General features: G+C 42.5%; 22 protein-coding genes. 13 read left to right on the forward strand and 9 right to left on the reverse strand.

Annotated features, from left to right (window positions below; genetic code table 11):
- Nucleotides 1–93: 93 nt before the first annotated feature.
- From HPE56_RS18670 to HPE56_RS18680, 3 genes are all read right to left on the reverse strand, one after another.
- Nucleotides 94–684, reverse strand: coding sequence for a hypothetical protein (locus HPE56_RS18670; RefSeq protein WP_188245259.1), 591 nt, complete (start codon nucleotides 682–684; stop codon nucleotides 94–96).
- A 74-nt stretch (nucleotides 685–758) separates the two neighbouring features.
- A complete protein-coding gene (locus tag HPE56_RS18675; RefSeq protein ID WP_188245260.1) occupies nucleotides 759–1,373 on the reverse strand; it encodes a fumarylacetoacetate hydrolase family protein in 615 nt (204 codons plus the stop codon).
- A gap of 17 nt (nucleotides 1,374–1,390) precedes the next feature.
- On the reverse strand, nucleotides 1,391–4,021 hold the full coding sequence (locus tag HPE56_RS18680; RefSeq protein WP_188245261.1) for a valine--tRNA ligase: 2,631 nt from the start codon (nucleotides 4,019–4,021) through the stop codon (nucleotides 1,391–1,393).
- Between the two features lie 198 nt (nucleotides 4,022–4,219).
- Between HPE56_RS18680 and HPE56_RS18685 the strand changes: the two genes are divergently transcribed.
- Nucleotides 4,220–4,606: a DUF1573 domain-containing protein gene (locus HPE56_RS18685; protein WP_188245262.1), complete on the forward strand. Its 387-nt coding sequence runs from the start codon at nucleotides 4,220–4,222 to the stop codon at nucleotides 4,604–4,606.
- A 50-nt stretch (nucleotides 4,607–4,656) separates the two neighbouring features.
- On the opposite strand, the gene HPE56_RS18690 is transcribed toward HPE56_RS18685, so the two are convergent.
- The gene (locus HPE56_RS18690) at nucleotides 4,657–5,997 is read right to left on the reverse strand and encodes an aspartyl protease family protein (protein ID WP_317173229.1); all 1,341 of its coding nucleotides are present in this window, start codon (nucleotides 5,995–5,997) and stop codon (nucleotides 4,657–4,659) included.
- A gap of 151 nt (nucleotides 5,998–6,148) precedes the next feature.
- Between HPE56_RS18690 and HPE56_RS18695 the strand changes: the two genes are divergently transcribed.
- The 9 genes from HPE56_RS18695 to HPE56_RS18735 all read left to right on the forward strand — a co-directional run bounded on the left by HPE56_RS18695 (nucleotide 6,149) and on the right by HPE56_RS18735 (nucleotide 15,025).
- Nucleotides 6,149–7,342 carry a pyridoxal phosphate-dependent aminotransferase gene (locus HPE56_RS18695; RefSeq protein WP_188245263.1) on the forward strand — a complete coding sequence of 398 codons (1,194 nt, stop codon included), beginning with the start codon at nucleotides 6,149–6,151 and terminating at the stop codon, nucleotides 7,340–7,342.
- Nucleotides 7,339–8,355 (forward strand): UDP-N-acetylmuramate dehydrogenase, encoded by a 1,017-nt coding sequence (gene murB / locus HPE56_RS18700; protein ID WP_188245264.1) that lies wholly within the window; start codon nucleotides 7,339–7,341, stop codon nucleotides 8,353–8,355. Before HPE56_RS18695 ends, murB begins: the two co-directional genes overlap by 4 nt.
- A gap of 208 nt (nucleotides 8,356–8,563) precedes the next feature.
- The gene (locus HPE56_RS18705; RefSeq protein ID WP_188245265.1) at nucleotides 8,564–9,127 is read left to right on the forward strand and encodes an RNA polymerase sigma factor; all 564 of its coding nucleotides are present in this window, start codon (nucleotides 8,564–8,566) and stop codon (nucleotides 9,125–9,127) included.
- Nucleotides 9,127–9,885 carry an anti-sigma factor gene (locus HPE56_RS18710; protein WP_188245266.1) on the forward strand — a complete coding sequence of 253 codons (759 nt, stop codon included), beginning with the start codon at nucleotides 9,127–9,129 and terminating at the stop codon, nucleotides 9,883–9,885. Before HPE56_RS18705 ends, HPE56_RS18710 begins: the two co-directional genes overlap by 1 nt.
- An 84-nt stretch (nucleotides 9,886–9,969) precedes the next feature.
- Nucleotides 9,970–10,179, forward strand: a complete 210-nt coding sequence (locus tag HPE56_RS18715) for a membrane or secreted protein (protein WP_109654789.1) — start codon at nucleotides 9,970–9,972, stop codon at nucleotides 10,177–10,179.
- A 36-nt stretch (nucleotides 10,180–10,215) separates the two neighbouring features.
- Complete coding sequence (locus HPE56_RS18720; RefSeq protein ID WP_317173230.1) at nucleotides 10,216–10,773, forward strand: RNA polymerase sigma factor; 558 nt, start codon at nucleotides 10,216–10,218, stop codon at nucleotides 10,771–10,773.
- Nucleotides 10,774–10,881: 108 nt separating this feature from the next.
- The gene (gene lipA, locus HPE56_RS18725) at nucleotides 10,882–11,748 is read left to right on the forward strand and encodes a lipoyl synthase (RefSeq protein ID WP_188245267.1); all 867 of its coding nucleotides are present in this window, start codon (nucleotides 10,882–10,884) and stop codon (nucleotides 11,746–11,748) included.
- 53 nt (nucleotides 11,749–11,801) lie between these two features.
- Nucleotides 11,802–12,812 (forward strand): type I glyceraldehyde-3-phosphate dehydrogenase, encoded by a 1,011-nt coding sequence (gene gap / locus HPE56_RS18730; protein WP_188245268.1) that lies wholly within the window; start codon nucleotides 11,802–11,804, stop codon nucleotides 12,810–12,812.
- Nucleotides 12,809–15,025: a tetratricopeptide repeat-containing hybrid sensor histidine kinase/response regulator gene (locus HPE56_RS18735; protein WP_223170374.1), complete on the forward strand. Its 2,217-nt coding sequence runs from the start codon at nucleotides 12,809–12,811 to the stop codon at nucleotides 15,023–15,025. The genes gap and HPE56_RS18735 overlap by 4 nt, the downstream gene beginning before the upstream one ends.
- On the opposite strand, the gene lpxK is transcribed toward HPE56_RS18735, so the two are convergent.
- Nucleotides 15,018–16,013, reverse strand: coding sequence for a tetraacyldisaccharide 4'-kinase (gene lpxK / locus HPE56_RS18740; RefSeq protein WP_188245269.1), 996 nt, complete (start codon nucleotides 16,011–16,013; stop codon nucleotides 15,018–15,020). The two genes, HPE56_RS18735 and lpxK, sit on opposite strands and share 8 nt — an antisense overlap.
- Before the next feature lie 51 nt (nucleotides 16,014–16,064).
- Between lpxK and HPE56_RS18745 the strand changes: the two genes are divergently transcribed.
- Both HPE56_RS18745 and HPE56_RS18750 read left to right on the forward strand, forming a co-directional pair.
- Nucleotides 16,065–17,159, forward strand: a complete 1,095-nt coding sequence (locus HPE56_RS18745; RefSeq protein ID WP_188245270.1) for a Nif3-like dinuclear metal center hexameric protein — start codon at nucleotides 16,065–16,067, stop codon at nucleotides 17,157–17,159.
- Nucleotides 17,160–17,161: 2 nt separating this feature from the next.
- The gene (locus HPE56_RS18750) at nucleotides 17,162–17,941 is read left to right on the forward strand and encodes a zinc ribbon domain-containing protein (protein ID WP_188245271.1); all 780 of its coding nucleotides are present in this window, start codon (nucleotides 17,162–17,164) and stop codon (nucleotides 17,939–17,941) included.
- A 60-nt stretch (nucleotides 17,942–18,001) separates the two neighbouring features.
- On the opposite strand, the gene HPE56_RS18755 is transcribed toward HPE56_RS18750, so the two are convergent.
- Both HPE56_RS18755 and HPE56_RS18760 read right to left on the reverse strand, forming a co-directional pair.
- Nucleotides 18,002–19,342 (reverse strand): FAD-dependent oxidoreductase, encoded by a 1,341-nt coding sequence (locus tag HPE56_RS18755; RefSeq protein ID WP_188245272.1) that lies wholly within the window; start codon nucleotides 19,340–19,342, stop codon nucleotides 18,002–18,004.
- A gap of 254 nt (nucleotides 19,343–19,596) precedes the next feature.
- The gene (locus tag HPE56_RS18760) at nucleotides 19,597–20,145 is read right to left on the reverse strand and encodes a ClpP family protease (RefSeq protein ID WP_188245273.1); all 549 of its coding nucleotides are present in this window, start codon (nucleotides 20,143–20,145) and stop codon (nucleotides 19,597–19,599) included.
- Between the two features lie 259 nt (nucleotides 20,146–20,404).
- Between HPE56_RS18760 and HPE56_RS18765 the strand changes: the two genes are divergently transcribed.
- Nucleotides 20,405–21,076 carry a hypothetical protein gene (locus HPE56_RS18765; RefSeq protein ID WP_188245274.1) on the forward strand — a complete coding sequence of 224 codons (672 nt, stop codon included), beginning with the start codon at nucleotides 20,405–20,407 and terminating at the stop codon, nucleotides 21,074–21,076.
- Nucleotides 21,077–21,083: 7 nt separating this feature from the next.
- On the opposite strand, the gene HPE56_RS18770 is transcribed toward HPE56_RS18765, so the two are convergent.
- Nucleotides 21,084–22,238 carry an MFS transporter gene (locus HPE56_RS18770; RefSeq protein ID WP_188245275.1) on the reverse strand — a complete coding sequence of 385 codons (1,155 nt, stop codon included), beginning with the start codon at nucleotides 22,236–22,238 and terminating at the stop codon, nucleotides 21,084–21,086.
- A 50-nt stretch (nucleotides 22,239–22,288) separates the two neighbouring features.
- Complete coding sequence (kynU, locus tag HPE56_RS18775; protein ID WP_188245276.1) at nucleotides 22,289–23,563, reverse strand: kynureninase; 1,275 nt, start codon at nucleotides 23,561–23,563, stop codon at nucleotides 22,289–22,291.
- Nucleotides 23,564–23,600: the final 37 nt, after the last annotated feature.

The following is a 23,600-nucleotide window of genomic DNA, read 5'->3' on the forward strand; positions in this document are numbered from 1 at the left end:
ATTTTTAAATACAGATTTGGTCCAATCAACGAATGTTTTAAAGTCAAGTTATGACCAACTGTATTCGGGTTAATGAATGAAGTGGAATTCGAATTAATTAAAAGGGCCGATCATAATATGGGCCCTGTGGGTACCTGGATCCATTAACCACGGCATCCCCTTTGCATGTGGTTTTATGGGCAAGCCCGTTTCTTCCGGAGTGGCGAACGGCGTATAGATCACATACCGGAACTGGCCATCCTTGAGCAATCCTGTGGTTTTGTCATAGTTTTCATCCTTTCCAAAATAGATATAGGTCATACTGGGCACCTTTGGCATCGGAATTTTTCCTGAAGCCACCTCCGCTCCACGGATTTCACGTTTTTCTTTGGTGTTTTTTCCTTCGAGCGCAAGTTCACGGCCTCTAGCCATAAAAGGTTCCAGTTTTTTGGAATAACAGGAAACACTGATGCCTTCCTTATTGGGATCATCCCCAATACAAACAAGATTATTCGTCCCTTCCCGCAATACAACCATTTCGCCCGAGGCATTGTAACCATATACCATGGCAGCATCCCTATCTTCCTCTGGAGCAGGGAGTACAGCGGTTTGTATTTGAATTTCAACAGGTGGTATTTCTTTTTTTTCCTGGGCAAAAATCCCAACGGAAATCAAAGACAAAAGAAAAGAGACAGATTTTATCATAAGAAATTGTTTTTCTTAAAGATAATAATCTGTCCCTTAATTCGGTAATTTAAGATTTAAAAATCTTTTAAGCCTTATTTCACTTTGGTAGTGAACATTTTTTGGCCTTCTAAATATCCGACCATTTCATCCCCGGAATTCACCTTGCCAGCACCCTTGGAAGGCGTACCTGTCAAAACAACATCACCAGGATTCAAGGTCATTATACCAGCGACATAGGCAATTAATTTTTCTACACTGGTAATCATTAGGCCACTATTGCCTTTTTGGGTCTCAACACCGTTAACACGCATTGAAAAATCAATGTTCGTAATATCCGGAAATTGTGTTAAGGGTAAAAATTCGGAAATAGGTGTAGCCCCATCAAAACCTTTAGCCAAAGCCCATGGCCCTTTATTGGGTTCACGACTTTGCTTTAAAACATCCTTGGCGGTTAAGTCATTGGCAAGTGCAACGGCATCAATATATGACAACGCTTCCCCTTCCGAGACATTCTTACAGGTTTTCCCTATTCTATACGCCAATTCCACCTCATACCAAACATCATTGGAAAAAGCGGGCAGTTCCAAATCCGCATCATTTTCCAAAAGGGATGTATCCGGTTTGGTGAAAATTATAGGAACGACCTCCTCTTTGGGCATTTCACTTAGATCATTTACATAATTTTTTCCTATTGCTATTATTTTCATGATTCTTATGTTGTTTACTATTTCAAACTTGCCAAACTTTTTTCCAGGGTCGTTATCTTAGCCTCGGCATCAGCTTGTTTTTTACGTTCAATGGCGATGACCTGTTCTGGGGCATTGTTTACAAAACGCTCATTCGAAAGCTTCTTCTGTACGGACTGTAAAAATCCTTTCGTATACTTTAACTCTTCCTCTATCTTTATTTTTTCGGCCTCAATATCAACCGCCCCGCTGATGGGAATAAAATATTCGTTGCTTTTTACCCGGAAGGTCAATGCGCCTTCCACAGCATTATCAACATAGGAAATGGCGGATACATTGGTCAATTTTTTAATTACAGCATCCCAGTCGTCCCCAGTGTTACCCGCATTCAAGACCAACAGCTCCAAACTTTCCTTCATGGGTATATTCTTATCCTTTCGAATGGTACGTATACCGGATATGACCTCAGCGGCGAATTCAAACTGCCCTATCAACGTTTCATCCACTTTCCCCACTTTTGGCCATTGTGCAATTACCAAAGCTTCTTGGGGCGAACGCTCCGCGATGTGCTGCCAAACCTCTTCGGTAAGGAAAGGCATAAAAGGATGCAACAATTTCAGGTTGTTTTCAAAAATCCCGATAACCTCGTCAAAGGTTTTCTTGTCGATGGGTTGTTGATAAGCCGGCTTAATGATCTCGAGCAACCAAGAACTATAGTCATCCCAGATTAGCTTATAGGTTGCCATCAAGGCATCGGAAATACGATATTTACTGAAATGGTCCTCAATTTCGGCCAATGTTTGGTTGAATTTGGCCTTATACCAAGCGATACCCAGTGAAGATGCTTCCGGTTGTGGGATATCCGTAACTTCCCATCCTTTAAGCAATCGGAAACCATTCCAAATCTTATTGGCGAAGTTTTTACCCTGTTGGCAAAGGTCTTCATCGAACAACAGGTCGTTACCGGCGGCAGAACTCAATAACAGCCCTACACGAACCCCATCGGCACCATAATTTTCTATTAATTTTAAGGCATCGGGCGAATTACCTAAGGATTTTGACATTTTCCGCCTTTGCTTATCCCGGACGATTCCCGTAAAATAAACATTGTCAAAGGGTTTTTCATCCCGGTATTCATAACCCGCGATAATCATTCTGGCAACCCAGAAGAAAATAATGTCAGGACCCGTAACCAAGTCATTGGTGGGATAATAATAATTGATGTCCTCATTATCTGGCTCCAAAATGCCATTGAAAACCGTCATCGGCCACAACCATGAGGAAAACCAAGTATCGACAACGTCCTCGTCCTGTCGTAGGTCATCCAATCCCAGATTGGGGTTGTTTGATTTGGCCCGGGCCTTTTCCAATGCCCCGTCCTTTGATTCGGCCACCACAAAATCATTCTGACCATCACCGAAATAATAGGCGGGTATCTGCTGTCCCCACCATAATTGTCGGGAAATGTTCCAGTCCCTGATATTCTCCATCCAGTGGCGATAGGTGTTTTCAAATTTTTTCGGAAAGAAATTAATCTCATCGCTTTCCAAAACGGATTTGATGGCCGGCTTTACCAAATCCTCCATTTTCAAGAACCATTGTTCTGACAAACGGGGTTCAATAACAGCCCTGGTCCTTTCAGAAGTACCCACCTTATTGATATAGTTCTCGGTCTTTACCAAAAAGCCCTTTTCCTCAAGTTCTTTCTTTATTTCCTTACGAACCAAAAATCGATCCTTGCCTTGGTAATGCAACCCAAAACTGTTCATGGTGGCATCGGCATTGAATATGTCAATGGTTTCCAAATCGTGTTTCTCTCCCAATGCCTTGTCGTTGATATCATGGGCCGGGGTAACCTTTAGACAACCTGTACCAAATTCAATATCAACATACTCATCCTCGATAATAGGTATTGTCCGGTTACAGATAGGCACAATGGCTTTTTTCCCTTTGAGATGGGAATAACGCTCATCGTTCGGGTTGATACAGATGGCCGTATCGCCCAATATGGTCTCTGGTCGCGTTGTAGCAATGATCACTCTTTCATCCGACCCTTCTATCGGGTACGACAAATAATACAACAACCCTTGTTTTTCTTCATAAACAACCTCCTCATCAGATAAGGTCGTTTGCGCCTCTGGATCCCAATTCACCATACGGTACCCCCTATAGATCAACCCCTTATTGAACAAGTCGACAAATACCTTTATGACTGAGGCCGACATGGTATCATCCATGGTGAAAGCGGTACGCTCCCAATCACAGGAACATCCCAATTTCTTCAATTGTTCCAGGATGACACCGCCATATTCATGGGTCCAATCCCATGCATGTTTTAAGAACTCATCCCTAGAAAGATCCGCTTTATTGATACCCTGTTCCTTAAGTTTCGCCACCACTTTAGCTTCCGTGGCAATAGACGCATGGTCGGTACCGGGCACCCAACAGGCATTTTTACCTTGTAAGCGGGCCCTACGGATCAAAACATCCTGCAAGGTATTGTTGAGCATATGGCCCATATGCAGTATTCCTGTAACGTTGGGTGGCGGAATTACAATGCTGTACGACTCCCGATGATCAGGGGTTGAATGAAAATAATCGTGTTTCATCCAGTAGTCATACCAACGGTTTTCTACCTTTTGGGGCTCATATTTTGAAGGGATATCCATTTTTTGGAACAGTTTTTGTTTATGATTGTATCGGTGACGAAAAAATAAACCTGTAAAGTTATGTTAAATATTCATTTCACAGGCTTTTTGACCCAATATTAAATACGAAACAAAAATAAGTAACGTTAGTATATAACAAAAAGAATTTTGGACGTTCATTTAAAAAGATTAATTTTGAAATTCACCCAAAACTAAATAATGATGAAAAAAATAGTACTTGTATTATTTGTAGGACTATTGGGATTTAGCCTTACTGCCCAGGAAACTGGAGCGAAAATTAAGTTTAAAACCGAAACTGTTGACTATGGTCAGATAACTAAAGGTAGTGATGGTGTACGTGTATTCGAATTTACAAACACTGGGGATGCCCCATTGATAATCAGCAAGGTTAGTTCTAGCTGCGGATGTACAATTCCCAAGAAGCCAGACGGACCCATTTTACCAGGAAAGACCGGTCATATCCAAGTAAAATATGATACAAACCGTGTTGGTCCTATCAGAAAAGCGATTACGGTTATCTCCAATGCGGATACCCCTACAAAGGTCTTAAAGATAAAAGGAGAAATTAAGGCCGCTACCAAGTAGTACGGCACAAAAAATATTTTAAGAAACCCTGATTAAGTAAATGAACGTAATCAGGGTTTTTTATGTTTGAACAGGTCCTCAAGAACAAATGAGAACAACAGGTCCCTATTATACCTTTCTATGAGCACCTTTACTTTTTTACCTTGCTTCTCATCCAGCATTTGCATAATTTCCTGAATCTTATACTTATGAATGCTCTTTCCATTGACGGCAAGTATGATATCGCCCTCTTTGAGTCCTGCCGTTTCGGCCGGGCTACCTGCCCGAATACCAGAAACCACAATTTCGGGCACCAGACTCAACCGGGTTTGACCCTCAAATAAAATCTGGACATTCCCAAATGAACCTTCCTTGGTCTTTACCACCCCGCGCCCATCGGAAATACGATCGGACACCATTCTCACCCCATCGTGTTGCAGTGTAATCCCACTTAAATTATAATGAAACGGTGATTTGAACATACTGTTCTTCCTAAGGGTCACTTGACTTCTGGGATAATCAAAAACAATATTGAATCGCTTTAGCACCTCTCCACCGACACTTCCGTCCCTATTCGCAAAATTCTTGATGGCCATAAAAGAACGTATATCGGGAAATGCGGCCTTGGCATTGAATAGTTCAAAACTACCAATCCGGATATTGTTCACCTTGGTACGTTTTCCAAAAATATCCCCATTCAAGCCTTTGCCCAGATAATCATCGTAATGTTCGGTGGGTATCCCTATTTCCTCATCCTCAAAAAGCCAGATGGCATCGGTACTCCCGGTATCGACCAATAAATGGACAGGGATGCTATCGGAATCGCCGATATCAACATCGGCATCGAGGTAGGCCTTCTTTCTATGAAGGGTCAAAGGTAACGTCTCTGCCTTTTTACTGCGCCGATACACATACTGTTCAGGGTCATAAAACTTTATGGTCTTCGATCCGTAATTGATATCCACCACAAAATCCCGGAAAAGATCATAGCCAATGATACCGTGTACGGGAATCCCCAAACTGGTTGAAAAATTCAAACTTTTATCTATCACCACATAAAGCAGCTGTTCCCGATTGATGATATTCTTCAATTTAAAGGAATTACCACGGGAACTCAGTGCCTTTATCGATTCCCCTTCACCCAATCCCTTGATCTTTATTTCGGATACGTTGTTGATCTGAATGGAATCTTGATCGGTAATATTAAAAAGAATAGGCTGGCTTACACCGGTATCCAACATAAACGACAGTTCGGTACCATTTACCTCAATGGGCAGGATAATGAGATTGTTTACGAGTTGGAATTTGATCTTTTGGAATTTCTGGCCATTGGGCAATTCATAGGATTGCGCTGTTCCCAATACGGGAAAACACCATAGCAACATCCCAAAAAAAGCCTTCCAGTTTTTCAAAATTATATCGCTTCATGATTAATCCTCATTAAGTTACATAAAATAACCAATAACTCTCTGTTTTTTAACATATTATAAAGGCATGAAATAAACACGGCTACTTTTGTTTTCTCCATAATGATTTCTCATTTTTGTTTAAAATTTAGATCATATGCCATCCATATCGAAAAAAGGATTTTCCATGCCCGAATCACCGATTCGAAAATTGGTTCCTTATGCTGAAAAGGCAAAAAAAGAAGGGGTAAAAGTGATACACCTGAATATTGGCCAACCCGATATCAAAACACCAAAGATCGCACTGGATGCCGTAAAGAACAATACCATTTCGGTATTGTCCTATAGCCGAACCGAAGGCTCCGAAGCCTATCGCGAAAAATTGGCCCGGTATTATGCAAACCACGACATAGCGGTTACCGCCCAGGATATCTTGGTAACCACTGGCGGTTCCGAAGCACTTTCCTTTACCATGGGGAGCATCGCCGACAGCGACGATGAAATCATCATCCCAGAACCTTTTTATGCCAATTACAATGGATTTGCCACTGCGATGGGCGTTACGGTCGTACCTGTCGTTTCCCAAATAGACAATAATTTCGCCCTGCCTCCCATAGAAGAGTTCGAAAAACTGATCACTCCAAAAACAAAGGCAATACTGATCTGTAATCCCGGCAATCCAACGGGATACCTCTACACCCGGGAAGAAATCAAAAAATTAGCCGTTATCGCCAAAAAACATGATCTTTTCCTGATTTCGGATGAAGTGTACCGGGAATTCACTTATGATAACAAGGAACATTATTCGATATTACAAGAACCGGGAATGGACGAGCACGCCATTATCGTAGACTCCGTCTCCAAAAGATACAGCATGTGTGGTGCCCGAATCGGTTGTATGGTATCGAAGAACAAGGATGTCATGAAAACAGCCCTTAAATTCGCACAAGCACGGTTATCGCCCCCAACATATGCACAAATAGCCAGTGAGGCTGCCTTGGAGACCCCCCTAAGCTATTTCGAGGATGTAAAAAAAGAATATGTTTCCAGAAGAAACCTGCTCATTGGGGAACTGGAAAAAATAGAAGGAATCAAAATCGGACATCCCCAAGGGGCATTTTATTGTATCGCCGAACTACCCATAAAAGACACCGACGTTTTTGCCCAGTGGTTACTTGAAGAATTCAGGGTCGATGGCGAAACGGTTATGGTAGCCCCAGCTGCGGGTTTCTACGCTTCTGAGGGGTTAGGAAAGAATCAAATACGAATTGCCTATGTTTTGGATAAGGAACGCCTTAAAAGGGCCGTATTTATCTTAAAAGAGGCTCTTAAATCTTACAAGGACCAATGATTGTCCAAAAAAATATATCATTAAAACACTACAATACCTTTGGAATTGATGCCAAGGCAAGTTTTTTCTGCGAAATCAGTACTATTGACGATTTAAGGGAAGCCTTACAAAGCAATGTACACCCAAATCTTTTTATCATTAGCGGAGGAAGCAACATGCTGATCACCAAAGATATTGATGCCTTGGTGTTGTACATTAACATCAAAGGAAAGGAAATACTCGAAGAAGATGATGACCACGTCTACCTCAAGGTCATGGCCGGTGAAATTTGGCACGACCTGGTACTCTGGTGTCTAGAACGTGATTTCGGTGGTCTGGAGAATCTATCGCTTATCCCGGGGCATACCGGTACGGCCCCCATACAGAATATCGGGGCATATGGCGTTGAACTCAAGGATACCATGGTACGTTGTGAGGCCATCCATATCGACGATCTTTCGACCAAGGTCTTTACCAAGCAAGACTGTGCGTTTGGCTATCGGGATTCTTATTTCAAGAATGAGGGTAAAGGCAAGTACATTATCACATCGGTCGTATTCAAACTCACCAAAAGAAACCACAAACCCAATATGTCGTACGGGGCCATTGGCACCCTATTGGAACAATGGAATATCGGAGACCCTACCATTCAGGATGTTTCCAAGGCCATAGTGGCCATACGAAAAAGCAAATTGCCAGATCCCAAGGAATTAGGCAATAGTGGCAGTTTCTTTAAAAACCCGGTTTTATCGAAATCGGAATTCGATAGTTTTATTGCTGACCATTCGACGGCCAAATACTATAAAGTGTCCGATGATGCCTATAAAGTACCTGCTGGCTGGCTGATTGAACAATGTGGTTTTAAAGGCAAGCGCTCTGGCGATGCCGGAGTACATAAAAACCAAGCTTTGGTTTTGGTGAATTACGGCAATGCGACAGGGGCCGAAATTATCGGCTTGGCACAAAAAATCATGGATACCGTTTATAACACCTATGGAATTCGGATACATCCGGAAGTGAATATAATAAAATAACCCCTGCTAGAGAATAACAGGGGCTATACCAAACCAAACTAACCAAAAATAAAATGTACAATAACCAGTTGTACATTTATGGGATTAAAATTTTGAGATAACGCTAGCTATAACAATCAATTTTATAAATTAGCGTTTAAAGGATATACGGTCATTACCACCTGATTGGATGCCGTAAGCTAAAATATTTTCCAAGCCATACCAATACATGAGCGTACTGCTAGAAAAGCATATTGTGGAATTATTGCAAGAACGGGACGAAAAAGCCATTTCCCTCTTGTACGAACACTATGGTGACACCCTCTACGGTGTGGCAAAGAAAGTGGTCCGCGATGAAGAGCTTGCACAGGACGTGTTACAGGAAAGCTTTGTAAAGATTTGGAAGAAATCAGATTCCTACGATGCCTCAAAGGCAAAACTGTTCACTTGGCTGTTTCGAATTACCAGAAATACCGCCATAGACAAATTACGAAGCGTCAACACAAAATCCGACAAAGAAATCCAAATGGATGTTTCTGACGTATATAATTTGGGTGTTGATAGCATCAAGCCTGAATTTATGGATGTTCGTGAAAACCTGGACAAAATAGAGGACAAGTATCAAATTGTACTGGAAGCCCTATTTTTCCAAGGTATGACACAGCAAGAAGCCAGTGATGAATTGGGTATTCCCTTGGGAACCATAAAATCGAGATTGAAGATTGGTCTTAGGGAATTGAAGAAAATCTATGGGCCGTCGATGATGCTTGCACTTTTACTAAATCTGTTGTAATGAAAGAAAAAATAAAAATATTTTTAGATTCGGATTTACTTGAAAAGTATTTGCTGGGAACAACAAACCAGCAAGAATCCTTGCAAGTAGAGCGGTATTTGGCCATGTACCCTGAAGTTAGGGAAACCTACAACGAGCTTCAAGGCAATTTAGAGACTTTTGCCAAATTGCATGCCATTAAAACCCCAGAAGGTTTAAAGAACAAGATCATGGCCCGGATCAAATCCGAGAACACCAGTAGAAGAAAGTTCTTCAGGTATGCCATGGCTGCCAGTTTTGCAGCGGTAATGTTCGCCGGGGCCTCCTATTTCCTTTGGAATCAAAACCAGAACCTACAAGATGAGAATGTCCTTGTGAACAACAAGATCGAAACCCTGAAGGAAGATATGAGACTTGAATTGGAGGATGTTCGTAACCAGTTTATCGTATTGAACAACCCACTTACCAAAAAATACAACGTCAAAGGAAACAAAAACGCCAAGGAATTGAAGGCTGTGGCCTATATCAATCCCGTGAAAAAGTTATCCTATATCAACGTCAAAAAACTTCCCCACCTTTCCAAAAACCAAAGTTTCCAAATGTGGGCAGAGGTTAATGGTAAGATGATCAACTTGGGAATCATTGATGAATCAGCAGGACAAGAGAAGTTATTGGCCCTGCCTTATGCCGACAAAGCGGTGAGTTATATCACCATTGAACCCAAGGGAGGGAATAACACCCCGACGGTTGAGAACATTGTCGCCAAGATCAATTACTAGTCCATTAAAATAATAGAAGCTATTTCCTAAGCCCTGACGATACAGTCAGGGCTTTATTTTTATATCTTTGTCAAAAATTTTATAATGAAATTGATTCTTTTGACAATTGGTCTATTAGCAGTAGCCTTTGCTGGGATTGCCATTAAAATATGGTCTAAGAAAAACGGCCGTTTTGCCGGCACATGTGCAAGCCAGAGTCCCTTCCTTAACAAGGACGGTGAAGCGTGTGGAATGTGTGGAAAATTACCTGGTGAACGGGATTGCGAAAAAGAGGCCACGGCGGAATTGCACTAAAACGATGTACTTCAGGGTGTAAATCCCTGTTCAGATGTGAATAATACCGAAGACAATTTACTTGTTACGATCAACAAGGCAAAGATGGGCAACCAAATGGCCTTCAGTCTACTATTGGATACTTTTTGGAACGACGTTTATGGCTTTCAGCTAAAACGTACCGAAAACGAGAATGATGCCGAAGACATTACCGTACAGACGTTCTCCAAAGCCTTCGACAAGATCGAAACCTTCGACGATTCATACAAATTCAAGACTTGGCTCATTGCGATTTCAAAGAACATCCATGTTGATCTTTTGCGTAAACGCAAAAGAAATGTGTTGGGAACAGGGGGAAACAATGACGCCATTTCCAAAGTTTTGGATGATGCCCCCACAGCCGAAGATCGTCTGATCACAGAGCAGAACTTGGCTACCTTGCTACAGAACATCAAAAAACTGAAGCCTCATTACCAAGAGGTGATCAACCTCCGGTATTTTCATGAATTGAGTTATGCCGCAATTGCCACCGAACTCAACGAACCGATAAACAACATAAAGGTAAAGTTGTTAAGGGCCAAGAAATTACTGGCAGAGATCATTCGGAAAAGATAATACATACTCCAAACCCGCTTTACGACCCCATCATCCTATAGTGTTTCAATACCCTTTAGACTGATGGTCAAACGTTATATTGTTCGTATATTTGTAGAAAATTTAAATATGGCTGCAGATAGCATTGCACCTCCAAAGGGCAAACCAAAATGGTTACGTGTTAAATTGCCAACAGGCAAAAATTATACCCAATTACGCGAATTGGTAGACAAGTATGACCTGAATACCATTTGTACCTCGGGAAGCTGTCCAAATATGGGTGAATGTTGGGGCGAAGGCACTGCCACCTTCATGATCTTGGGCAACATATGTACCCGTTCATGTGGTTTTTGTGGGGTACAGACAGGACGCCCCTCTGCCGTAGATTGGGAAGAACCGGAAAAAGTAGCAAGATCCATTAAGTTAATGGGCATAAAACACGCTGTAATCACTTCGGTCGATCGTGATGACCTAAAGGACATGGGCTCTATCATATGGGCGGAAACAGTAAAGGCCATCCGTAGAATGAACCCTACTACCACTTTGGAAACGTTGATTCCTGATTTTCAAGGCATCGAAAGGCATTTGGACCGTATTGTAAAGGTTGCCCCTGAGGTGGTATCACATAATATGGAAACCGTTAAAAGACTTACAAGGGAAGTCCGTATACAAGCCAAGTACGAGAGAAGTCTCGAAGCTTTGGCCTATTTGCATGACCAAGGGGTAAACCGAACAAAATCAGGGATAATGTTAGGCCTCGGCGAACTTGAGGATGAGGTTTTGGAAACCATGGAAGACTTAAGAAAAGTCAATGTGGATGTACTTACTATTGGACAGTACCTACAACCTTCCAAAAAACATTTACCTGTAAAGGAATTCATTCTTCCCGAACAGTTTAAAAAATATGAGGAAGCCGGACTTCAAATGGGATTCAGACATGTAGAAAGCGGTGCATTGGTGCGCTCTTCCTACAAAGCACACAAACATATCCATTAATTGGGTAACGTAGCCCCTTATTGAAAAACATCCTGTAATTTAGGACAACTCCTATGAAAAAAGTTAATATCGGCATCAATGGCTTCGGTAGGATTGGCCGCACCCTATTCAGATTACTCAAGGATCACCCACACCTCAACGTGGTTGCCATCAACGACTTGGCAAACGCAAGGACCTTGGCCCATCTTTTAAAATATGACAGCATCCATGGTGTTTGGCATAACCATATCACCCATGGGGAAAATGCGATTATTGTCGGGGATAAAAAAATAATGTTGACCAATGCCACCTCGCCCGAACAGATACCATGGTCAGACAACGATGTGGACATTGTCATTGAATGCAGCGGTAAATTCAAGACCCGTGAGGCACTCCAACACCACATCACCAACGGTGCCAAAAAGGTTATTCTCTCCGTTCCCCCAGTTGATGAGTCGATTAAAATGGTGGTCTTCGGCATCAATGAAGGTACGATTACCGCTAAAGACCAGATCATTTCCAATGCTTCCTGTACCACGAACAACGCCGCTCCCATGATCAAGGTCATTAAAGACCTATGTGGCATTGAGCAAGCTTATATCACCACGATACACTCCTACACCACCGACCAGAGTTTACACGATCAGCCCCACAACGACCTTAGAAGGGCACGTGCGGCTTCCCAATCGATCATTCCCACAACGACAGGGGCAGCAAAGGCCTTAACACGGATGTTCCCGGATTTGGCCGATGTCATTGGGGGTTGCGGCATCAGGGTGCCTGTGCCAAACAACTCATTGACGGACATTACGTTCAATGTGAAAAAGAAAACATCGATTCAAGAAATAAACGATACTTTTAGGAAAGCTTCCCAAAATGAATTAAAAAACGTACTTTTTTACACGGAAGACCCTATAGTATCTGTTGATGTGAACAATAGTTGTTATTCTTGTACGTTTGATTCACAGATGACTTCAGTAATCGGAAGAATGGTAAAAATTATTGGATGGTACGATAATGAAACCGGTTACAGTAGTCGAATCATAGACGTAATCAACTTATTGATAGAAAAAAGATTCATTTGAACCTAAAAACACCAAATACACGCTTTAAGGGATTAATCCTAATCCTGGTTTTCCTTTGTATTGGCAACGGCCTATTTGCCCAAGTCAACACAGACCAAAACGACGTTGAAACTTATTTCGATGAAGCGAGGGCCTTTAGGAATAGAAACCAAATCGACTTGGCGTTACAATCCCTGGATAAGGCAGCCGCGATAGCCGAGGAGAACAAAGATGTGAAAAAGCTGATCGACAGCTACAATATGTTCGCCTTGCTTTATCTGAAACTGGACAAGGTAAACACGACCAAATACTATTGGGACAGGGCCAAAGTACTTTTGGAGGAGGTTGAATACCCCTATGGCGATGCCATTTATAAATATATCGAAGCCATACTCCTTTTCAGGGACAATCAGAATTTCCAAGCTATTTTCATGCTTAATGAGGCTCGGCAACTCAATAACGACCGTAACTTCTTTAACAACATACTATTGACTGAGGGGGAAATTTACCTGAACCTCGAAAAATATGAGAGTGCAGCGAAGAATTTCAATTCATTGATCGTAAATACCGATGTTTACGAAAAGGAGTATTTGGCCACAAGGGCCTATTTAGGGCTTGCCCAAACCCAATTGCGTACAGGCAATTTTGAGGAAGCCGCAAAAAATGCTACCAACGCTTTAAAAGTGGCTGAGGATAATGGATTTTCGGTCGAGATCGTAACCGGGAATAGACTATTGGCCGAAACCAATGAGGAAATTGGCAATTACCAAAGTGCCCTTGCGGCCACCCGAAACCTACAAATAGCCAAAGACTCCCTTTTTAGTCTCGAAAAATTAAGTCTCGAAACCAAAACGGCCGATGAGATACACAGTGAAAATATGGCCAATGAAATCAAGCGGCAGGACAAACGCATTGAAGAGTTGAGCAAATCGGCAAACCGATCCGAGATTACGGCCATATTGACCTCCGCTTTTTTGATTATAATTTCGTTGTTGGCAGTATCCTTGTACAGGAACAATCAGATCAAATTAAAAACCAACGAACTGCTGCATACGAAAAACAGCGAGCTACAAGCTGCCAGGGATGCCGCCGTTAGTGCCATGGAGGCCAAAACGAATTTCCTATCCACCGTAAGTCATGAATTACGGACCCCACTTTATGCCGTTACGGGACTTACCCATTTATTATTGGAGGAAAATCCCAATAAAGACCAGATAGAACACCTAAAAGCCTTGAAATTCTCGGGGGATTACCTCCTGAATTTTATTAATGATATTTTACACATCAATAAGATCGATGCCGACAAATTGGAACCTTCGATCATGGAGTTCAACCTTAGAAGGGTGTTAAAGGAGGTTATAAATTCCCTGCAACAAAGTGCCAAGAAGAACCATACCAAACTTATCCTGGATTATGACGAAAGCATACCCTCACATTTGATGAGCGACCCTATAAAGCTTTCCCAAATTTTCATGAACCTTATCGGTAATGCCTTAAAATTCACAAAAAATGGGGAAGTTACCATAAAGGCCGAAATGGTTCATAAGGAAGAAGATGATGTTACCCTATATTTTGAGGTCAAGGATAACGGCATAGGCATTTCCTCGGAACAACAAGAAAAGATCTTTGATGGTTTTGAACAAGGCTCCATACAAATCAACCGGGAATACGGTGGTACGGGACTTGGACTAACCATTGTAAAAAGTTTACTTGGTCTGTTCGACAGCAAGATAAAACTGACTAGCGATATAGGCGAAGGCAGTACGTTTTACTTTGAATTGAAATTGAAAAGCAAGGATGGCATCATCGATGACATTCCTTTTGAAATCATTAAACAGGATTATGATTTCAAAGGACTCCATTTAATGATTGTCGAGGACAACAAGATCAATCAGGTGATCACCAAGAAAATGCTGTCCAAAAAAGAGATTACATCCGATATTGCCAGCAATGGGATGGAGGCCATCGAACTCGCCCATAAAAACAAATATGATGCCATTTTAATGGATATACACATGCCTGGGATCAGTGGTGAGGAAGCTACAATAGAAATCAGGAAATTCGATTCCATCACACCTATCATTGCGTTAACGGCCATCTCCCTGGACGATAGTTTGGAAAGTTTTTATGCCGCTGGCTGTAATGACGTCGTTACAAAACCTTTTAAACCCGAGGTCTTCTATCAAAAAATCGGTGAGAATATATTTGGAAGACAAGCAAACACCACTACATAATACCCTGTATGGCATTGTGCAGTATTTCCCCTCCCCCGTTCAAAAAATCGTGCCTTACCTGTATGTAATACAAATGAGAGACTTTCCCCTTTAACCGGGCAAAATCCTTTTCCGTTGTCAAGATCATTGGTCTTGAATTGAACAGTTCAATTTCTGACCCACTGAAAAAATGATGGTCCCTGAATTCCAAATGTTCCAAATCGACCCCTTTATCCTTTAAATATCGAACCAAGGGCTCGGGATTGGCGATACCCGTGACCAAGGTTATTTTTTGGCCTAAAAGTCCCTCCAAGGTCAATGCAGGGGTATTGCCCTTTAAAGCATCATCATATTGCAATCGGCTAAACAGAACCTCTTGCCCCTTTTTAGGCTTTAGCGATTCACGAATCATCAGTTGCCTTTCCTCCCCCAGGGTATCCGGACATTTAGTGACAACGATGACCTGGGCCCGTCGGGCCTCTTTTTTCGAATCCCTTAAATTACCTGTAGGCAAATACCAGTCCTCGGCATATAGATTGTCATACGCGGTCAATAATATGGAAAAGTCAGGCTTTACCTTCCGGTGCTGGAAAGCATCATCCAAAAGAATGACATCAGGCCCCACAGATACCTCCAAATTGGAAATCCCATTGCGCCTATCGGCATCGACCGCTACGGTTATATCCGGGAATTTATTGAAAATTTGATAGGGCTCATCCCCGAGTTCCTCAACAGCACCATCTTTCGATGCGATTTGAAACCCTTTTGATTTCCGTTTATAGCCCCGACTAAGGACGGCCACTTTATAGGAGGCCTTCAGATGGCCCACCAAATACTCGATCATCGGTGTTTTACCCGTACCCCCCACACTAAGGTTACCCACACAGATCGTCGGAGTCTTAAAAGTGGTACTTTTAAAAAAACCAATATCATAAAGCCCATTTCGAATATATACCACCAAGGCATAAACCAAGGAAATGGGAAAAGCTATTTTTCTCAACAGTTGCATTAGAACGAAATTATAATATTTTATCTTTGATAACCTTAATAAAACCAGAAAATGATCGTAAAAGAAGTTACCGGGATATTGGAAGAATTGGCCCCGTTGGATTTTGCCGAGGATTTTGACAATGTCGGTCTCTTGGTCGGTGACCACAACCAGGAAGTTACGGGAATCCTCGTGACCTTGGATACCTTGGAAAATGTGGTCGACGAGGCCATCACCCATAAATGCAACCTTATCGTTAGCTTTCACCCCATTATTTTCAGTGGTCTTAAAAAACTCACCGGAAAAACCTATGTTGAACGTGTGGTGATCAAGGCCATTCAAAATAAGATCGCCATCTACAGCATGCATACGGCCCTTGATAATGCCAGGGAGGGTGTAAATGCCAAAATCTTCGAGGTTTTGGGCATTGAGCAACCGAAAATCCTGATTCCCCAAAAGAATACGATCAAAAAACTGACGACTTATGTTCCTTTGGAGGCCGCCGACCAACTAAAGGTTGCCCTATTCGAAGCTGGGGCAGGCAATATTGGCAATTATAGCAACTGTAGTTTTTCAACCCAAGGGACCGGATCCTACAAGGCGAATGAAAAAGCGAATCCCACCAAGGGCAAAATAGGGGAAACCCATCATGAGGAAGAAATACAGGTCAACATCACCTTTGCTTCTTCGGCCGAGAAAAAAGTGTTGAACGCCCTCTTTAAAAACCACCCCTATGAAGAGGTGGCCTATGAAATACTGACCCTCGACAATACGAACCAAAATATCGGAATGGGTATGATCGGCTCCTTAAAAAAACCGATGAAAGAGCTCGATTTTCTTAAAATGGTCAAGAAAAGCATGCAAGCATCGGGTATTCGACATTCGGCACTACGCGAAAAGCCTATTGAAAAAGTAGCGGTTTTGGGTGGAAGTGGTGCTTTTGCCATCAAGGCCGCAATGGCTGCAGGTGCTGATATTTTTATTACAGCCGATGTAAAATACCACCAGTTTTTCGAAGCAGAAGGAAGGATGGTAATTGCCGATATTGGACACTTTGAAACAGAACAGTTTACAAAAAATCTTTTAGTTGATTATCTTACAAAAAAAATTCCTAATTTTGCACTCCGTTTATCGGGAAGCAAAACGAATCCAATCAAGTATTTATAAGTATGGCAAAAAAAGGTGAAGTAACCGTAGAAGAGAAGCTAAGGGCATTGTACGACCTGCAATTAATCGATTCTAGAGTTGATGAAATACGCAATGTTAGAGGTGAGCTACCCTTGGAGGTCGAGGATTTGGAAGATGATGTACTGGGGCTTAAAACCAGATTGGATAAGCTCAAGACCGATTTGGAGACCATAAACTTCGAAATTACTGCTAAAAAGAATTTGATCGATGAATCCAAAACATTAATCAAGAAATATACCGAACAACAAAAAAATGTCCGTAACAGCAGGGAATTCAATTCCATAAGCAAGGAGTTGGAGTTCCAGGAATTGGAAATACAACTTGCTGAGAAGAACATTAAGGAGTTCAAGGTTCAAATTGAACAGAAAAAAGAAGTCATTTCGCAGACCAAAGAGAAATTAAGTGAGCGTGATGCCCATTTAAAACATAAGAAAAGTGAATTGGACGCTATCTTGGCAGAGACCGAGAAAGAGGAAAAAGCACTTTTAAACAAATCCTTGGAATTCCAAGAGCAAATCGAGGATCGTTTGGTGAGTGCCTATGCACGAATCAGGAACAGTGTAAAAAACGGTCTAGCTGTCGTACCTATTGAAAGGGGTGCTTCAGGAGGTTCTTTCTTTACCATACCCCCACAGGTTCAGGTAGAGATCGCTTCCAGAAAAAAAATCATCACCGATGAGCATAGTGGAAGAATATTGGTAGACCCTGTTTTGGCAGAGGAAGAACAAGAAAAAATGGAAAAATTGTTCGCTAAGATTTAAGAACAACCACACATACAATAAAAAGGCCGTCGTATAGATGGCCTTTTTTTATGGGGTATATTATAGCATCCCCAAAATCTTGGCCTCCACTTCGGCACCATCCCATTTTTCCTCGATATCAGGAATAGCCATGATATGTTCCATGATTTTTTCCTGTTCATCGCCCATTGCCAAAGCCTCGGCATAAGGTCGGTCCGAGAAAGTAACCCTGGAATACAAGGGAATCCATTTATCAGGATATTTATCCGCAAACCTTTTCTCTATCTTTTTCTGCAATAGGAATTTGGGATCTGCAGTTTTACTGCTCATCTCCATAAAATTGCGATAACTCAGTTCCGCAATAGCATCAGCGTTGGGTTTTCGCTCTTTTTGATACGCTTGGAAAATAGCCTCCCAATCGTCCCCATATTGCTTTATGATCTTATTGAGCGCATAAATATCCTCAAAACCGGCATTCATACCCTGCCCGTAAAAAGGAACCACGGCATGGGCCGAATCACCCACTAGGGCCACTTTGTCCCAATAGGTCCATGGATAACATTTCATAGTGACCATGGCACTGGTCGGGTTTTTAAAGAAGTCGGTGGCCAAATTCTCAATTTCATGATCGACACTCGGGAAGTTGATTTTAAAAAACGCCTTGGCCTCTTCCTTGGTCTTGATACTTTCAAAGGAAACATCACCCTCAAAAGGCATGAACAAGGTACAGGTAAAGCTACCATCCAAATTCGGCATGGCGATAAACATGTATTTGCCCCTTGGCCAGATGTGGAAGGAATTGGCATCCAACTTATGGGTGCCATCGGCATTGGCCGCAATGGTCAACTCCTTATAGCCGACATCAATAAAATCCTGGGAGTAATCAAACCGGCTACGGCGTTGCATTTTGTGCCGTACCCTTGAAAATGCACCGTCACACCCAAATATCAAATCGAATTTGTATTCTTGCCACTCCCCTTTTTCCGTATCCCCGGTATACAATTGGGCTTCAGGTAGATCAACGTCCCAAACCTTTTCCTCGAATTTAAAGATAACCCCTGATTTTTCGGCCAAATCGATCATTCGACGATTCAACACCCCCCGTGAAATAGACCAGATTGCCTCCCCATCATGTCCATATTTCTGAAAGTACACTGGCTTTCCCACGACATGCATGGCCCTTTTGTCCAAGGGTATGGCTATCTTTTTGATTTCCTCCTCGATACCGATCTCAGACAGCGCCTTCCACCCCCTATCACTCATTGCCAAGTTAATGGAACGCCCGGAAAAAACAATGGTTCGAATATCGGGCCTACGGTCAAATACGGTTACGGTATGCCCATACTTTTTAAGATAAATGGCCAATAGGGAACCTACCAAACCAGATCCTACAATGGCAATGTTCTTTGGTTGTTGTTTCATTATAAATAGGGGAAAATAAGGGTTAGTATGTAAATTTAATAAAATAAACTGTAATGCCCTGCCGTCTTCCAGATGTTGCCATTGGGCATCATCTTACACCACAAGGGCAAATATTTTTTTTTAAAACATCCAAAACCACCTCTTTCTACGTATATATAGTACTTTCCGCTTCGGCGTCTATATATATCACAAAAAAAAGTCCTTCACAATTCGATTGCGAAGGACTTTTTCCTTTATCGGTTAAGGCCCTTGGGCTATTCCAAAATACCGTCTACAATACCGTAAGCGATAGACTCCTCAGCGTTCATCCAATAATCCCTATCAAAATCCTTGAGTACTTTCTCATAATCCTGCCCACAATTATCGGCAAGGATCCTAGCGCTCAATTCTTTGGTCTTAATGATTTCCTTCGCCTGGATCTCTATATTCGAAGCCTGTCCCCTAGCACCACCACTAGGTTGGTGGATCATCACTTGGGCATGGGGCTGAATGAACCTTCTTCCCTTTTTACCCACTGAGAGTAATATCGACCCCATGGAAGCCGCTAGACCGGCACAAATGGTAGACACTGGACTTTTCAATGCCTTTATCGTATCGTACATCGCAAAACCTGAGGTTACATATCCTCCAGGACTATTAATGAACAACTGGATCTCTTTGTTATTCTGCATATCCAGATACATCAGACGATCGATTACGTGCTTGGCAGATTCATCATCGACCATGCCCCAAAGAAAAACCTTGCGTTCCTCCAATAACTTTTCATCTATTGCTTCCTGTACTTTTCCCTTTTTCGAACTCATCTTAATTTTTTTAATAACCCAAAACTAAGCATTTTATTAAAAATATACCGATATCCTGCGCATCGAATTACATTAAAAAACATCATCGCTTACCTATTGGCCCCGACCCATTTACACCGTTATCCCCCATAGATCTGGAGCCTTGACCAAACGAAGGATTTCCATATCGTTCAAAAAAAACCGAACAGCGTCTATATTGCTACTCCCCGGCCTCCCTTTTTCAGTACGATTCCATTATATTTGAACAAACCACTTGATCATGAAAATAAGCAAGCTCATCCTGTTGTCCCTCCTATTTATCGGTTGCAAAACGGAAAAGAAAGAGGTTAAACCCGCAGCGGAAAAGACATATACCTTAGTAGAAAAGATAGCCAATGCCCATGGCTTCAAGTCCTGGGAAAATGTTGGCGAGCTGCGTTTTACCTTTAATGTGGACCGGGACAGTTCCCATTTTGAGCGCAGTTGGATCTGGAACATCGACAACAACCAAGTTACCTCAATAACACAGAAGGATACGGTTACCTACCAAAGGTCACAACGCGATAGTATTACCCATACGATCAATGGTGGATTCATCAATGACAAGTTTTGGTTGTTGGCCCCCTTCAATCTTGTATGGGATAAAGGGAACTACACTTATGAGCATCACGAAAACGAAATGGCGCCACTAAGCAAGAAGCCCATGCACAAATTAACCATGGTCTATGGTTCCGAGGGGGGGTATACCCCGGGTGATGCCTATGATTTTTTCTTTGGGGACGACTATCTGATCAAGGAATGGGTCTATCGAAAGGAAAACCAACCGGAAGCTTCCCTAGTGACCACTTGGGAGGATTATATTGAAAAAGGCGGACTCCAGATTGCCCAAACCCATACCAATGAGGAAGGGTTTACCTTATTTTTCACCAATCTGGAAGTAAAGAAAAAATAAACTTGCTTTAAGATTCCACTCGTTTTCGATTCAAAACGAAGGTGGCCAATAAAATAAGTACGGCACAGCCCAATAAGATCACAAAACAGGTAACCAAGGAATATTTTTTGGCAACAAAGCCCAAAATGGGTGGGGCAACCAAAAAACCCGTATACCCCATTCCGGCTATAAATGAGATTCCCTGGGAGGAATCGATTCCCTTTACATTACCACCAATACGATATAGTACGGGCGCCAGCACCGAATACCCCAATCCACAAACAGCAAACCCCGTAATGGCCAGATAGGTCGATGTGGAGAGTATCAACACATAACCGACAATGGCGATTATGGCCCCCAAAACAACCATCTTTATCGAGCCTATCCTCGTACTTATGGCATCCCCCACAAAACGGCCCAAGGTCATGGTTATTTGAAATCCCAAAAATCCTGCTCCCCAAAGGGCCTCTGGGGCAAACCCCACTTCCTTTAGGTACAGACCGCTCCAGTCGATGATCGCCCCCTCACTCCCCATGGCAACAAAGGAGACAATACCAATGACAAGCAATGGTTTAAAGAGTTTTATATTAAAAGGCTCCTTATCCACCGGGGCTGCCTTAACATGATAATAATATTTAAAAAAAACGGCATTCACCACAAGCACTACAATAACCGCCAAAAGCATATGTACCGCGGGGTTTCCAATGGATAGGATAAAAAAACTTCCCAGTCCTGCCAAAACACCCCCCAAACTAAAAAAACCATGAACGGCGGACATGAACATTTTCTTGTCCTCCTTCTCAATCTCCGCCACCAAGGTATTCATGGCGATATCGGTAAAACCAGTACATGCCCCAAACAGATAGAGTCCGGCCATCAGTGCATAATAATTGGGTGCCAATAGGGGAAATAGGGCCATGACACTGCTACATACAACACCAAAGGCAGTCGCCTTCCCTACCCCGATCTTATTGATGATCTTGGACGCAATGGGAAAAATGGTGAATATCCCAAAGGATAAAAAAAAGATGGCAATACCCAAATCGGCCTTGTCGACCCCCAATTTTTCCTTTACCGAGGGAATGTAGATCACCCAGGTACCAAAAAGAATATTTATACTGGCAAATACCCAAGCCGGCCCAAAATAGCGCGGATTGCTTAGGATCAATCGAAGTGAATTCATTTTTTTTGCGGTGCTAGAGCCGTAAAACTACTTAAAATAGCGGTTGACCACTAATCGTTTTGTAGCAATATACCATCCTTTAATATCTGTCCGAATCGGAACATATCCTCATAGGAACAGTAAAAAGGCACTGGTGCCAATCGAATGACGTTGGGTTCCCGCCAATCGGCCAACACCCCGTGTTGCATGAGGTAGTCGAACAAAGGTCTACCATGGCCGTGCAGCAAAACCGACAATTGGCATCCGCGTTCCTTAGGGGTAATGATCTCGAAGCTCCCTTTTACTTCTTGGGCAATCCCATGGAGTATAAACTCCAAATAGGCCACGATTTGGTTTCTTTTTGCAATCAAGGCGTCCATCCCCACAGCCTCAAAAAGCTGTAAGGAAGCCAAATACGGGGCCAATGCCAATACCGGTGGATTACTGATCTGCCAAGCATCGGCCGTTGCCATAGGTTCAAAAACGGGCTTCATCAAAAACCGGGTTTCCTTTTTCGTTCCCCACCAGCCTTCAAACCGGGGTATATCGTCCTTACCCAAATGTTTTTTATTAATGAATACGCCCGAAGCATTTCCCGGACCACTATTCATATATTTATAACTGCACCATGCGGCAAAATCGACATCCCAGTCGTGCAATTCCAAGGCAATGTTCCCTGCGGCATGGGCCAGGTCCCATCCGACCATGGCACCCGCCCCCTTACCGGTCTTGGTAATGGACTCCATATCAAACACCTGACCGTTATAGTAGTTCACCCCACCGATCAAGACCAGGGCGAGCTCATCGCCCAATTCCCCTATTTTGGATAGGATATCCTCGGTACGCCAAAAATGCTCCCCTTCCCTTTTTTGAACCTCAACGATGGCCTCTTCGGGGTCTAAACCATGAAAGCGCACTTGGCTCTGCAACAGGTATTGATCACTGGGGAAGGCCTTTTCTTCACATAAAATCTTAAAGCGGGTCTTTGTGGGCCGATAAAAGGACACCAACAGTAAATGTAGGTTGACACTCAAGGTATTCATCACGGAAACCTCTTCTGCATGGGCACCCACGATCTTTGCCAATGGGGCGGCCAAACGCTCATGGTAGTCCCACCAAGGTTTGTCGGAATGAAAATGTCCCTCGACCCCCAGTTCTTTCCAATCGTTCATGATCTCATCAACGTAGGACTGGGCCAATTTAGGCTGTAATCCCAAGGAGTTTCCCGTAAAATAAATGACCTGCTTACCATCTATCTTGGGAAAATGGAATTCCTTTCTATAGTCTTGAAGTTCGTCCGCAGCATCCAATTGCTGCGCAAAGGGGAGTGTATTCTGAAATTGCATCGTATTCTTTTATTCAAAAGTACAATTTCAGATTAAA

The sequence above is a fragment of the Maribacter aquimaris genome, from assembly GCF_014596745.1.
Classification (GTDB): Bacteria; Bacteroidota; Bacteroidia; order Flavobacteriales; family Flavobacteriaceae; genus Maribacter_A; species Maribacter_A aquimaris.